Source organism: Streptomyces sp. NPDC004752, assembly GCF_053601275.1.
The window spans coordinates 116,334-130,623 of record NZ_JBSGBN010000007.1; the positions used below are offsets into that span (position 1 = coordinate 116,334).

Here is a 14,290-nt window from a genome sequence, read left to right on the forward strand (position 1 = left end):
CTTCTGCCGCGATCGCACAACGGCCTGACCCCGCCCGGGGGTCGGCCCGGCCCATTCGCTCCCGGCCCATTCGCCCCCGGCCCGTTCACCCCTGCCTGTTCGCCCCCTGCCCCGTGAGCAGGGGGCTCGGTGTTTTGCGAGGATTTTGGTGGTCGGGGCTGGTTTCCGGCGGGCTGGGTGGCGCTTCTTTGTCCTGCGAGAGGAGAAAGTTCGCGGTAATCCGTGCACAGTTTCTTCCCAGCTTCGGCGGTGACTGCTACGTTCCCCTCGAAAGACACACCCGGATGGCCGAGTTGAGGCGGGGAGGGGCACGTGAGACGCATGACCGCACGACCCGCGAACGCCCATCAGGCCAGGTTGCTCAAGCTGTTGCGCGACCTGGGACCCAACTCCCGTGCGCAGCTGGGCGACCAGATCGACCTCTCGCGGTCCAAGCTGGCCGTGGAGGTGGACCGGCTGCTGGAGACCGGACTCGCGGTCGCCGACGGCCTCGCCGCCTCCCGCGGCGGACGCCGGTCCCACAACATCCGGCTCGCCCCGAACCTCCGGTTCCTCGGTGTCGACATCGGCGCGACCTCGATCGACGTCGCCGTCACCAACGCCGAACTGGAGGTGCTGGGACACCTCAACCAGCCCATGGACGTACGCGAGGGACCCGTCGCGGTCTTCGAGCAAGTCCTCGCCATGGCAGCGAAGTTGCGGGCCTCGGGACTCGCGGAGGGCTTCGACGGCGCCGGTATCGGCGTCCCCGGACCCGTCCGCTTCCCCGAGGGCGTCCCGGTCGCGCCGCCGATCATGCCCGGCTGGGACGGCTTCCCGGTGCGGGAGGCGCTCAGCCAGGACCTCGGCTGCCCGGTCATGGTCGACAACGATGTGAATCTGATGGCGATGGGGGAGCGGCACGCGGGCGTCGCGCGTTCCGTGGGCGACTTCCTCTGCGTCAAGATCGGTACCGGCATCGGCTGCGGCATCGTCGCCGGCGGTGAGGTCCACCGCGGGGTGACGGGCAGCGCCGGCGACATCGGGCACATCCAGGCGGTGCCCGACGGCCGGCCGTGCGCCTGCGGCAACCGGGGCTGCCTGGAAGCCCACTTCAGCGGGGCCGCACTCGCCCGCGACGCACTGGAAGCGGCCCAGCAGGGCCTGTCGGCGGAACTCGCGGCGCGACTCGCGGCGAACGGCGCCCTGACGGGCGTCGATGTCGCCGCCGCGGCCGTCGCGGGCGACGCCATCGCGCTCGGCCTGATCCGCGAGGGCGGCAACCATGTCGGTCAGGTCATCGCCGGACTCGTCTCCTTCTTCAACCCCGGCCTGGTGGTGATCGGCGGTGGGGTGACCGGCCTCGGCCACACCCTGCTCGCCGCGATCCGCACCCAGGTCTACCGCCAGTCACTGCCGCTGGCCACCGGCAACCTGCCCATCGTCCTGGGCGAGTTGGGCCAGAACGCCGGAGTCATCGGCGCGGCCCGCCTGATCAGCGACCACCTGTTCTCACCCGCGTAGCCGACTCTCGCGCCACCTCTTCCCCGCACCACCCAGCACAGCGCGTCCCTCCGCCCTGCCCTGCCCTGCTTTGCCCTGCCCTGTTCTGCACCGCCCTGCCCTGCTCCAACGCGCCCGCGCACGCAGCTGACATCGCCCTGACTCCGGCCCCGAACGCCCGCCGAGGGGAACCCACATGGCACCAGAACCACCGCTGCTCAGCATGTCCGGCATCACCAAGTCGTTCCCCGGCGTCCGGGCCCTCGACGGCGTCGACCTCGACGTCCAGGCCGGTGAAGTGCACTGCCTGCTCGGCCAGAACGGGGCCGGCAAGTCCACCCTGATCAAGGTGCTCGCGGGCGCCCACCAGCCGGACAGCGGCACCATCGGCTGGCGCGGCGAGCCTGTCACGCTCCGCTCGCCCAGCGCCGCCATGCGCCTCGGCATCGCCACCATCTACCAGGAACTCGACCTGGTCGAGCACCTGTCGGTGGCCGAGAACGTCCACCTCGGCCATGAACCGACGGCCGCCGGATTCGTCGTACGCCAGAAGGCCGCACGCGCCTTCACCGCCAGGCTCCTCAAGCGGCTGGGGCATCCGGAGGTCGACCCGGCCCGGCTGGTCGGGGAACTGTCCGCGGCCCAGCGGCAGATCGTCTCCATGGCCCGGGCGCTCTCCCACGACGTACGGCTCATCGTCATGGACGAGCCGTCCGCCGCGCTCGACCCGGACGAGGTCGACAACCTGTTCCGCATCGTCGCCTCCCTGACCGCCGACGGCGTGGCGGTCGTCTATATCTCGCACCGCCTGGAGGAGATACGGCGCATCGGCGACCGGGTGACGGTGCTCAAGGACGGGCGCGCGGTCGCGGGCGGACTGCCCGCGAAGACGACGCCGACCCGCAATGTCGTGGCGCTGATGACCGGGCGCACCGTCGAGTACGTCTTCCCCGAGCGACCGGCCGCGGCGCCCGCCGGCGCCCTGGTCCTTCAGGTACGGGGGCTGTCCCGGGCGGGCGAGTTCGCCCCGCTCGACCTCACCGTCCGGGCCGGGGAGATCGTCGGCCTCGCCGGACTCGTCGGCTCGGGCCGCTCCGAGGTGCTGGAGACCGTCTACGGCGCCCGCAGGCCCAGCACCGGCCAGGTCCTGGTGGACGGCCGCCCGTTGCGGCCCGGCAGCGTACCTTCCGCGGTCCGCGCCGGACTCGGCCTCGCCCCGGAGGAACGCAAGGCGCAGGCCCTGCTCATGCTGGAGTCGGTCACCCGGAATGTGTCCGTCGCCACGCTCTCCCGCTTCTCCCGCGGCGGCTGGCTCGACCGGCGCGCCGAACTGGGCGCGGCCCGCGCGGCGACCCGCGAACTGTCGCTGCGCCCCGACAACCCCTCCGTACCCGTCCGCACGCTGTCCGGCGGAAACCAGCAGAAGGCCGTCCTGGCCCGCTGGCTGCTGCGCGGCTGCCGCGTACTGCTGCTCGACGAGCCGACCCGCGGCGTCGACGTCGGCGCCCGCGCCGAGCTGTACGCGGTCGTGCGCCGACTGGCCGACGAAGGGCTCGCGGTGCTGCTCGTGTCCAGCGAGGTCCCCGAAGTACTGGGTCTCGCGGACCGTGTGCTGGTGCTGCGCGAGGGCCACGTCGTACACGAGGCACCCGCCCGCGAACTGGACGAACACCGCGTACTCGACCTCGTCATGGAAGGAAGCCCGGCGTCATGACGCAGCACGCCTCCCCGCCGCGCGGCAGCACCGACAAAGTGCCGCCGGTCGGCCCCCTCCCCGCCTGGCGCTCCCTGGCGGCCCGCGCCGACGTCCGTACCCTCTCGCTGCTCGGCGTGCTGCTCGCGCTCGTCGTGGTCGGCGGCATCACCAAACCGGACGAGTTCCTCGACACCCGAAACCTCCAACTGGTCCTCACCCAGGCATCGGTGATCGGCGTCGTCACGGTCGGCATGACCTTCGTCATCACCTCCGGCGGCATCGATCTGTCGGTCGGCGCGATCGTCGCCCTCGCCTCGGTCTGGGCGACCACGGTGGCCACCCAGGACTTCGGCTTCACCGGCATCCTGTTCACCGCGGTGATCGTCGGGGTGGGCTGCGGACTGGTCAACGGCGTGCTCATCGCCTACGGCGGCATGGTCCCGTTCATCGCCACCCTCGCCATGCTGGCCTCGGCCCGCGGCCTCGCCCTGCAGATCACCGACGGCAAGACACAGATCGTGACCGTCGACGGCATCCTCAAGCTCGGCGAGCGCGACTCCTATGTGCTCGGCATCCCGCCGCTCGTCCTGGTGTTCGCGGTCGTGACGATCATCGGCTGGCTCGTGCTCAACCGGACCACCTTCGGCCGCCGCACGGTCGCCGTCGGCGGCAACGCGGAGGCCGCCCGGCTCGCCGGCATCGACGTACGCCGCCAGCGGCTCTACCTCTATCTGCTGTCCGGACTGTGCTGCGGCATCGCCGCCTTCCTGCTGATCATCCTGTCCGGCTCGGGCCAGAACACCAACGGCAACCTGTACGAACTCGACGCCATCGCGGCCGCGATCATCGGCGGAACCCTGCTCAGCGGGGGCCGCGGCACCATCACCGGCTCCGTGCTCGGTGTCCTGGTCTTCACCACGATCACCAATATCTTCGCCCTGAACAACCTGCAGAGCGACGTCCAGCAGATCGCCAAGGGCGCGATCATCGTCGCCGCCGTGCTGGTCCAGCGCCGTACCGCGAGCACGACCTGATCGAGCACGACCTGATGAGGAAGGGGTTCACCGATATGTCACACCTCGCCAGCCGCAGAGGGCTGCTCCTCGGGACCGCCGCCGTCTCCGCCGGCGCCCTGCTCACCGCTTGCACAAGCAACGACAGCAACGATGGTAAGGACGAGAAGCCCGCGGCGAACGACCGGCCGGCCGCCGACGACAAGCCCGGCAAGCAGGTCACCGTCGGGTTCGCCGGCCCCCAGGCCGACCACGGCTGGCTCAACGCGATCAACGACAACGCCAAGCGCCGCGCCGAGAAGTACTCGGACGTCACCCTGGAGATCACCGAGGGCTCCAACGACACCGCCGCGCAGATCGGCCAGATCGAGACCCTGATCAACAAGAAGGTCGACGTGCTGGTGATCCTGCCCGCCGACGGCAAGGCCCTCACCCAGGTCGGCCTGAAGGCGATGCGGGTCGGCATCCCGGTGATCAACCTGGACCGGATCTTCAACACCCCGCAGGCATACCGCTGCTGGATCGGCGGCGACAACTACGGCATGGGCTTCAACGCCGGCAGCTACATCGGCGAGAAACTCAAGGGCAAGTCGGGCGCCCGCGTCGTCGAACTGGCCGGCATCGACAACCTGGAGCTGACCAAGCAGCGCACCCAGGGCTTCGACGACGCGCTCAAGAACTACCCGAACATCGAGAAGGTCGCCCGCCAGGCGGCCGAATTCACCGTCGAGTCGGGACAGGCCAAGATGTCCCAGCTGCTCCAGGCCCAGTCGAAGATCGACGCCGTCTGGAACCACGACGACGACCAGGGCGTGGGCGCGCTGCGCGCCATCGAGCAGGCCGGACGCGACGAGTTCCTGATGGTCGGCGGGGCCGGGGCGCTCTCCGCCTTCCAGGCGATCAAACAGGACAACGGCGTACTGAAGGCGACCGTGCTCTACCCGCCGACCATGGCCGCCTCGGCGATCGACCTGGCGCGCGCCCTCGGGCAGAGCAAGGGCATCGGCGGACTCGCCGAGTACGAGATCCCGTCGTCCATCACGCTGTACTCGGCCGTCGTCGACAAGGACAACATCGACCAGTACATGCCCACGGGCTTCCGCTGACCGGTTCCGCCGCACTCCCCACGGCGCCGCCGCGGCGCCGACACGACGAGGACGACGAGGAGAACTTCCTTATGGGACAGCCGCAGCAGCCGGACGGCCCGGAGGCAGAAAAGCCACCGATCCGCGTCGGCATGGTCGGATACGCCTTCATGGGCGCCGCCCACTCCCAGGGCTGGCGCACCGTGGGCCGGGTCTTCGACCTGCCCCGACGGCCGGTCCTCGGCGCGATCTGCGGCCGGGACGGCGCCGCGGTCCGGGCGGCGGCGGACCGGCACGGCTGGGCGTCGGCCGAGACCGACTGGCGTGCGCTGATCGCCCGGGACGACATCGACCTGGTCGACATCTGCACCCCCGGGGACAGTCACGCCGAGATCGCCCTCGCCGCCCTGGCCGCCGGCAAGCATGTGCTGTGCGAGAAGCCCCTCGCCAACACCGTGGCGGAGGCCACCGCGATGACCCGCGCGGCCGAGGAGGCCGCAGCCCGCGGCCAGTTGGCGATGGTCGGCTTCAACTACCGGCGGCTGCCCGCCACGGCGCTCGCTAGGCGCATGGTCGCCGAGGGCCGGATCGGCACCCTGCGGCATGTCCGGGTCGGCTATCTCCAGGACTGGCTGGTCGACCCGGAGTTCCCGCTCACCTGGCGGCTGCGCAAGGAACAGGCGGGCTCCGGCGCGCTCGGAGACCTCGGCGCGCACATCGTCGACCTGGCCCAGTACCTGGCGGGCGAACGGCTGGCCGGGGTCTCCGCGCTCACCGAGACCTTCGTGAGGCAACGGCCGCTGCCCGGCGGCCCGAGCAGCGGCCCGGACACGGTGTCGGCCGCTGCTCGGGCCGCCGGCACCGGACAGGTCACCGTGGACGACGCCGCCCTGTTCACCGGCCGCTTCGCCTCCGGCGCCCTGGCCTCCTTCGAGGCGACCCGCTTCGCGACCGGACGCAAGAACTCGCTGCGCATCGAACTCAACGGCGAGCGCGGCTCGCTCGCCTTCGACCTGGAGCGGCTCAACGAGCTGTCGTACCACGACGGGACCGAACCCGGGACGCACGCCGGCTTCCGCCGGATCCTCGTCACCGAACCGGACCACCCCTACCTGGAAGCCTGGTGGCCCCCGGGCCATGGCCTCGGCTACGAGCACACCTTCGTCCACCAGGCCCGCGACCTGGTGCACGCCATCGCCGAGGGCCGCGCCCCCGAACCCTCCTTCGCCGACGGGCTACAGGTCCAGCGGGTGCTCGCCGCGGTGGAGGAGAGCGCCGAGAAGAACTCCGTCTACACCCCCATCGCGGTCTGAGGAGGACTCGCCAATGCCGCGCAGTTTCACGCTCTTCACCGGCCAGTGGGCCGACCTTCCCCTGGAGGAGGTCTGCCGCCTCGCCCGCGACTTCGGCTACGACGGCCTCGAACTCGCCTGCTGGGGCGACCACTTCGAGGTAGACAAGGCGCTCGCCGACCCCACCTATGTGAAGTCCCGGCACCAACTCCTCGACACCTACGGCCTCAAGTGCTGGGCCATCTCCAACCACCTGGTCGGACAGGCCGTCTGCGACGCCATCATCGACGAGCGGCACCAGGCGATCCTGCCCGCCCGGATCTGGGGCGACGGCGAGCCGGAGGGCGTACGCCGACGGGCCGCCGCCGAGATCGCCGACACCGCGCGCGCCGCGGCGGCCTTCGGCGTCGACACCGTCATCGGCTTCACCGGCTCCGCCATCTGGCACCTGGTCGCCATGTTCCCGCCCGCGCCCGAGTCGATGATCGAGCGCGGCTACCAGGACTTCGCCGAGCGCTGGAACCCCATCCTGGACGTCTTCGACGCGCAGGGCGTCCGCTTCGCGCACGAGGTCCACCCGAGCGAGATCGCCTACGACTACTGGACCACCCAGCGCGCCCTGGCCGCCGTCGACCACCGGCCCGCCTTCGGCCTCAACTTCGACCCCTCCCACTTCGTCTGGCAGGACCTCGACCCGGTCGGCTTCCTGTGGGACTTCCGGGACCGGATCTATCACGTCGACTGCAAGGAGGCCCGCAAGCGCCTCGACGGCCGCAACGGTCGCCTCGGCTCCCATCTGCCCTGGGGCGACCCGCGCCGCGGCTGGGACTTCGTGTCCGCCGGGCACGGCGACGTCCCCTGGGAGGACGTCTTCCGGATGCTGCGGTCCATCGACTACCAAGGGCCCGTCTCCGTGGAATGGGAGGACGCCGGCATGGACCGGCTCCAGGGCGCCCCGGAGGCGCTGACCCGGCTCAAGGCGTACGACTTCGAGCCTCCGACGGCCTCCTTCGACGCGGCCTTCGGCAACTAGCCGCTCCGCTGGGTGTGCCGCTGGATGTGCCGCGCTGTGTCGTCGCGCGTCCGCGGCCCCGTCGTGGCCGGTCGCGCAGTTCCCCGCGCCCCTTGTGGGGGTGGGCGCTGATCGGTTGTCTGCGGCGTCGTTGTGGCTGGTTGCGCAGTTCCCCGCGCCCCTTGTGGGGGGGCGGTGGGGCCTGACCGGACCGCCAAGGGCCCCTCCCGGCCCACCACTTACCCCTTTACCCCTTCTCCGATCTTCCGGGATGACGGCGCATCCCGGCGTACCGCACCCCGCCTGTACAACCAGCCCCGTTTTGGAGGCATTCGTGCACGGGAACGACCGCACCACCAGCAACCGCAGAAACGAGACCCACAGCCGACGCCGATTCCGCAAGGCGGTGGCCCTGCTCAGCGGGGCGCTGCTCGCGGGCGCCACCCTGAGTCTCACCGCTCCCCAGGCCGGCGCAGCCGTCGCCGACCCGGGAACCGCGGCGACCGAGGACTTCCAGCAGGTCACCCTCGCCAAGGGGGCGGCGGAGGTCGGCGAGCCCATGTCGCTCGCCGTCCTCCCGGACCGCTCCGTGCTGCACACCTCGCGCGACGGCACGCTGCGCCTCACCGACGCCGCCGGCAACACCAAGATCGCCGGCAAGCTCGACGTGTACTCGCACGACGAGGAGGGCCTCCAGGGCGTCGGCGTCGACCCCGGCTTCAGCGACAACCACTTCATCTACCTCTACTACGCGCCCCCGCTGAACACCCCGGCGGGCGACGCCCCGGAGACCGGCACCGCCGCCGACTTCGCCCCCTTCGACGGCGTCAACCGGCTCTCCCGGTTCGTCCTGAACCCGGACGGCACGCTCGACAAGGCCAGCGAGCAGCAGATCCTCGACGTCCAGGCGTCCCGCGGCCTGTGCTGCCACGTCGGCGGGGACATCGACTTCGACAAGGACGGCAACCTCTACCTTTCGACCGGCGACGACACCAACCCCTTCCAGTCGGACGGCTACTCGCCCCTCGACGAGCGGCCGGACCGCAACCCCGCCTTCGACGCCCGCCGCTCCGCCGGCAACACCAACGACCTGCGCGGCAAGATCCTGCGTATCAAGGTGAACGCCGACGGCTCGTACTCCGTCCCCGACGGCAACCTCTTCGCGCCCGGCACGCCCAAGACGCGGCCCGAGATCTACGCGATGGGCTTCCGCAACCCGTTCCGCTTCAGCGTCGACAAGGAAACCGGCATCCTCTACGTCGGTGACTACGGCCCCGACGCCGGCGCCGCCAACCCCGACCGCGGCCCCTCCGGCCAGGTCGAGTTCGACCGGATCACCGGCCCCGGCAACTACGGCTGGCCGCTGTGCATCGGCGACAACGAGGCGTACAAGGAGTACGACTTCGCCACCAAGACATCAGGCGCCGCCTTCGACTGCGCCGCACCGAAGAACACCTCGCCGCACAACACCGGCCTGACCGACCTGCCGCCGGCCCAGCCCGCCTGGATCCCGTACGACGGCCCCTCCGTGCCCGAACTCGGCGACGGCTCCGAATCCCCCATGGGCGGACCGGTCTACCACTACGATCCCGCGCTCGACTCGCCCGTGAAGTTCCCGGCGGCCTACGACGGCAACTTCTTCGCCGGTGAGTTCGGCCGCCGCTGGATCAAACGCATCGTCAGCGACGCGGACGGCACCGTCCAGTCCATCAACCCCGTGCCCTGGACCGGCACCCAGGTGATGGACATGGCCTTCGGGCCCGACGGGGCGCTGTACGTCCTCGACTACGGCACCTCCTGGTTCGGCGGCGACGACAACTCCGGCCTGTACCGCATCGAGAACGCCACCGACGGCCACTCGCCGGTGGCCCAGGCGGCGGCGAACCGCACCTCGGGACAGGCCCCGCTGAAGGTGACGTTCTCCTCGGCTGGCAGCAGCGACCAGGACGGCGACGCGCTCACCTACAGCTGGGACTTCGGCGACGGCACCACCGCGACCGGAGCCGGCCCGAGCCACTTCTACAAGAAGAACGGCACCTACACGGCCACGGTGACCGCCAAGGACCCGGGCGGGCGCACCGGCAGCGCGAGCGTCCAGGTCGTCGTCGGCAACACCGCGCCCACCGTCACACTCCGACTCCCCAAGGACGGCCAGCTGTTCAGCTTCGGTGACGCCGTCCCGTTCAAGGTGAAGGTGACCGACCCCGAGGACGGCAGGACCATCGACTGCTCCAAGGTCACCGTCAACTTCATCCTCGGCCATGACACCCACGGCCACCCGCTGACCTCCGCGCACGGCTGCTCCGGCACCATCCAGACCAGCGCGGACGGCGGCCACGACGAGAACGCCAACATCTTCGGCGTCTTCGACGCCCAGTACACCGACAACGGAGGCGGCGGCCAGGCCGCGCTCACCTCGCACGACCGCAAGGTCCTGCAGCCCCGGCACCGCCAGGCCGAGCACTTCAGCGACTCCTCCGGCATCTCGGTGATCACCAAGGCGAGCGCGCACGGCGGCAAGACGGTCGGCGACATCGACAACGGCGACTGGATCTCCTTCACGCCGTACGCGCTGGCCGACGCCGAGCAGATCACGGCACGCGTGTCCTCCGGCGGCGCGGGCGGCACCCTGGAGGTCCGCGCGGGCTCCCCGACGGGCAGGCTGCTCGGCACGGCGACCGTGCCGGTGACCGGCGGCTGGGAGACCTTCCAGGACGTCAGCGCCGACCTGTCGAACGCGCCGAGGGGCACCACCACGCTCTACCTCGTCTTCAAGGGGAGCACCGGTAACGGCGCCCTGTTCGACGTCGATGACTTCGTCTTCACCACGGGCTGAGAGGGGGCCGCGATGCGCTCGACCGGCAGACTGACGACCGCCGTCGTCGGGGCGGCCCTGCTCCTCGGCTGCGTGGCGGGACCCGCCTCATCGCACCCGGCACAGGGCAAGCGGGTACTGGTCTTCTCCAAGACCGCCGGATTCCGGCACGACTCGATCCCCGAAGGGATCACGGCGGTCAGGGAACTCGGCACGGACGGCGGATTCGCCGTCGACGCCACGGAGGACGCCGGCGCCTTCACCGCGAAGAACCTACGGCGCTACGACGCGGTCGTGTTCCTGTCCACGACGGGAGACGTCCTCGACGCCGCCCAGCAGCGGGCCTTCGAGGGCTACATCCGGCACGGCGGCGGCTACCTGGGCGTCCACGCCGCCGCCGACACCGAGTACGACTGGGCGTTCTACGGCGGCCTGGCCGGCGCCTACTTCCAGTCGCACCCGGCGATCCAGCCGGCCACGGTGGACATGGAGGACCGCGCCCACCCGGCGACCTCGGACCTGGCGCGGACCTGGGACCGCACGGACGAGTGGTACAACTACCGCTCCAACCCGCGCGAACACGCCCATGTCCTCGCCTCGCTCGACGAGTCCTCGTACACCGGCGGCACCCTGAACGGCGACCATCCGATCGCCTGGTGCCGGCACTACCAGGGCGGCCGCGCCTTCTACACCGGCGGTGGCCACACCAAGGAGTCCTACGCCGAACCCGCCTTCCGGCGGCATCTGCTGGGCGCGATCCGCTGGGTCATCGGCGACGCCCAGGCCGACTGCCGCCCGGAGAACGGCTACCGGCCGCTGTTCGACGGCACGTCCCTGGACGGCTGGCGCCAGGCGGGCCCGGGCTCCTTCACCCGGTCCGAGGACGGCACGCTGACCTCGGCGGGCGGCATGGGGATGCTCTGGTACGCCGGCCAGAGCTTCGGGGCGTACTCCCTGAAGCTCGACTGGAAGATGGACGGCGACGACAACTCGGGTGTGTTCGTGGGCTTCCCACCCTCGGACGACCCGTGGTCGGCCGTGAACAACGGTTATGAGATCCAGATCGACGCCACGGACGTACCCGAGAAGACCACCGGGTCCGTCTACGGCTTCCGGTCCGCCGACCTGAAGAAGCGCGACCGTGCGCTGAACCCGCCGGGGGAGTGGAACACGTACGAGATCCGCGTGGAGGGCGAACGCCTCCGCGTCTGGCTCAACGGCGTGAAGATCAACGATTTCACCAACACCGATCCGGCCCGGAGCCTGCGCGACGGACATGTCGGCATCCAGAACCACGGTGCCGACGACCAGGTGTCCTTCCGCGACATCCGGATCAAGGAACTGCCCGGCGAGGGCAGATAGAGCGGCGGCGGGCGGGGGACGCCGGACTCCCGCCCGCCGTCTTCGTCCCGGCCGTGCCGGGATTCGCGCACGACAAGGAGGCTGCCCATGTCCGCGTCTCTTTCCCCGTCTCTTTCCCGGTCCCTTTCCCTCAACCGCGTGGGAGTGTGGCTGATCGGCGCCCGGGGTTCCGTCGCCACCACCGTGGTCGCGGGCTGCGCCGCCGTCGCGTCCGGCCTGCACCCGCCCACCGCCATGGTCACCGAGACACCCCTGTTCGCCGACTGCGGCCTGCCGCCCCTCGCCTCGCTCGTGTTCGGCGGACATGACGTGGTCGACTGCCACCTGCCCAAGCGGGCCGAGCAACTGGCGGCGGGCGGCGTCCTGCCGCACGATCTGCCCGCCGCGGTCGCGGGCGAACTCCTCGCGGCCGAGACCGAGATCAGGCCCGGCGGCCCGGACCCGGCGGACACCCGGGACCCCAACGAGGTGATCGCCGGCTTCGCCGCGGACATCCTTGACTTCGTACGGCGTAACGCGCTCGCCCGTGCCGTCGTCGTGAACGTGGCGTCCACCGAACCCACCGCCACCGGTGACGCCCTGCCGCCCAGCTCGCTGTACGCGGCCGCGGCCCTGCGGGCGGGCTGCCCGTATGTGAACTTCACCCCGTCGACCGGTCTGCACCACCCGGCGCTGGCCCAAGCGGCGGCGACCAGCGGCCTGCCGTACGCGGGCCGGGACGGCAAGACCGGGCAGACCCTGCTCCGTTCGGTCCTCGGCCCGATGTTCGCGCAGCGGGCCCTGCCGGTCCGCGCCTGGTCGGGCACGAACCTGCTGGGCGGCGGCGACGGAGCCGCCCTCGCCGACCCGGCTGCTGCCGCCGCCAAGAACGCGGGCAAGGAACGGGTCCTCGCCGACACACTGGGCGGCACACCGCAGGGCGAGGTGCACATCGACGACGTGCCCGCTCTCGGTGACTGGAAGACCGCCTGGGACCACGTCGCCTTCGACGGCTTCCTCGGCACCCGTATGGTTCTGCAGACCATCTGGCAGGGCTGCGACTCCGCGCTGGCCGCGCCGCTCGTCCTCGACCTGGCCCGCCTGACCCTGCGCGCCCACGAGACCGGCCACACCGGCCCCCTGACCGACCTCGCCTTCTACTTCAAGGACCCACTGGGCGACGCCCTGTCGTCCCTCGGGGACCAGCACACGGCACTGACCCGGTTCGCGGAGCGGCTACGGGAGGGCGGGGTCCGGGGGGCGGGCCGGGCCGACGGTGGCGCAGTCGCGCGGCAGACCGGGGCGATCGGGGCGGCCGTAGCGGCCGGGACCTCCGGAGCGGTCGGAGCGTCCGGGGTGGCCGGGGCGTCGGGGGCATCCGGGGAAGCCGTCCGGGCCGACGGTGGCGCAGCCCTGCGGCAGACCGGGGCGTCCGGGGCCTTCGAAGCCTCTGGAACGGACCGGCCGGTCGGGGCCGCCGGGGCTTCCGGAGCTATCGGGGGGATCGGAGGGATCGGAGGGATTGGGGCATCCGGACCGATCGGGGGCGCCGGAACGTCCTGGGTGACCGGGGGAGCTGCGGAGGTGCACGGATGCTGAGGGGCGTGGCGTCCCTCCGTCGGTCGGTCGCGGCGGCCCGGACCGTCGGGGCGAGGGGTGGCCTGGTGGTTCGGATCGGTCGGGCCGAGGAGGTGCGGCCGTCCCGGCGTACTCCGCGGTACGGGGGCGGTGACGATGGCGAGTCTCTCTCGGGTCGGCCGGGGCGGGGGGCCGGGGCTGCGTCGGGTTCGTGGGGTGGTGTCGGTCGGTGGGGTTCCGGGCCGCGGGCGTGGGCGGAACTGCTGCGGCTGCCTGCTCTGTTGACCGTACCTGGTGATGCGTTGGCCGGTGCCGCCGTGGTCGCGGCCCGCCCCAGCCCTCGCACCCTGCTGGCCATCGGCTCCTCCCTGTGCCTGTATGCGGCGGGCATGGCCCTCAACGACTGGGCCGACCGGGACGAGGACGCCGTCGAACGTCCGCACCGGCCGCTCCCGTCCGGCCGTATCCGGCCGGCCGCGGCCCTCGCCGCGGCCGGCGCCTGCACCGCGGCCGGCCTCGCCCTGGCCGCCCGGGCCGGCCGGCCCGCGCTCGCAGTAGCCGCCCCGCTCGCGGCCACCGTGTGGGCGTACGACCTGGTCCTCAAGCGCACCCCGGCGGGCCCCGCGGCGATGGCCGCGGCCCGCGGCCTCGACCTGCTGCTCGGCGCGGCGGCGACCGCGGCCGCCCCGGGCGCCGTCCGCGGCGCGCTGCCCTCCGCCGCGCTGCTCGGCTCCCACACCCTGGCGGTCACGGTGGTGTCCCGACGCGAGACGACCGGCGGCTCCACCCTGGCCCCCCTGGCCGCGCTGGCCACCACCGCCGCACTCACCTGGTCGCTGACCCGGCCACAGCCCGGTCCGATCGCCACAGCATCCGCACCTGCATCCACATCCGCATGCGCGCCCACCTCCCCCTCCACATCCGCATGCGCGCCCACCTCCACCTCCGCGTCCGTGCCGGTCCGCGCCGACGCTCC

Annotated in this window: 9 protein-coding genes and 1 pseudogene; all 10 read left to right on the forward strand. The window is 71.7% G+C overall.

The features are described 5' to 3' along the window. The first annotated feature begins 321 nt into the window (after nt 1–321). On the forward strand, nt 322–1,503 hold the full coding sequence (locus ACWEKM_RS05305) for an ROK family protein (RefSeq protein WP_451619798.1): 1,182 nt from the start codon (nt 322–324) through the stop codon (nt 1,501–1,503). Between the two features lie 175 nt (nt 1,504–1,678). Then, the gene (locus tag ACWEKM_RS05310) at nt 1,679–3,196 is read left to right on the forward strand and encodes a sugar ABC transporter ATP-binding protein (RefSeq protein ID WP_451619799.1); all 1,518 of its coding nucleotides are present in this window, start codon (nt 1,679–1,681) and stop codon (nt 3,194–3,196) included. After that, nucleotides 3,193–4,212 (forward strand): ABC transporter permease, encoded by a 1,020-nt coding sequence (locus ACWEKM_RS05315; RefSeq protein ID WP_451619800.1) that lies wholly within the window; start codon nt 3,193–3,195, stop codon nt 4,210–4,212. Before ACWEKM_RS05310 ends, ACWEKM_RS05315 begins: the two co-directional genes overlap by 4 nt. A 35-nt stretch (nt 4,213–4,247) precedes the next feature. Next, nucleotides 4,248–5,297, forward strand: coding sequence for a substrate-binding domain-containing protein (locus ACWEKM_RS05320; protein WP_451619801.1), 1,050 nt, complete (start codon nt 4,248–4,250; stop codon nt 5,295–5,297). A gap of 71 nt (nt 5,298–5,368) precedes the next feature. Further along, entirely contained in the window at nt 5,369–6,589 is a 1,221-nt protein-coding gene (locus tag ACWEKM_RS05325; RefSeq protein ID WP_451619802.1) for a Gfo/Idh/MocA family protein, read from the forward strand. Between the two features lie 13 nt (nt 6,590–6,602). After that, nucleotides 6,603–7,601: a sugar phosphate isomerase/epimerase family protein gene (locus ACWEKM_RS05330; protein ID WP_451619803.1), complete on the forward strand. Its 999-nt coding sequence runs from the start codon at nt 6,603–6,605 to the stop codon at nt 7,599–7,601. Between the two features lie 313 nt (nt 7,602–7,914). Further along, entirely contained in the window at nt 7,915–10,416 is a 2,502-nt protein-coding gene (locus ACWEKM_RS05335) for a PQQ-dependent sugar dehydrogenase (RefSeq protein ID WP_451619816.1), read from the forward strand. A gap of 12 nt (nt 10,417–10,428) precedes the next feature. Next, nucleotides 10,429–11,757, forward strand: a complete 1,329-nt coding sequence (locus tag ACWEKM_RS05340; RefSeq protein ID WP_451619804.1) for a ThuA domain-containing protein — start codon at nt 10,429–10,431, stop codon at nt 11,755–11,757. Nucleotides 11,758–11,844: 87 nt separating this feature from the next. Further along, a pseudogene (locus ACWEKM_RS05345) lies at nt 11,845–12,987 on the forward strand (inositol-3-phosphate synthase); the annotation flags it as partial. Between the two features lie 587 nt (nt 12,988–13,574). Continuing rightward, nucleotides 13,575–14,290, forward strand: a 716-nt coding sequence (locus ACWEKM_RS05350) for an SCO3242 family prenyltransferase (RefSeq protein WP_451619817.1), incomplete at its 3' end; no start/stop codon positions are given.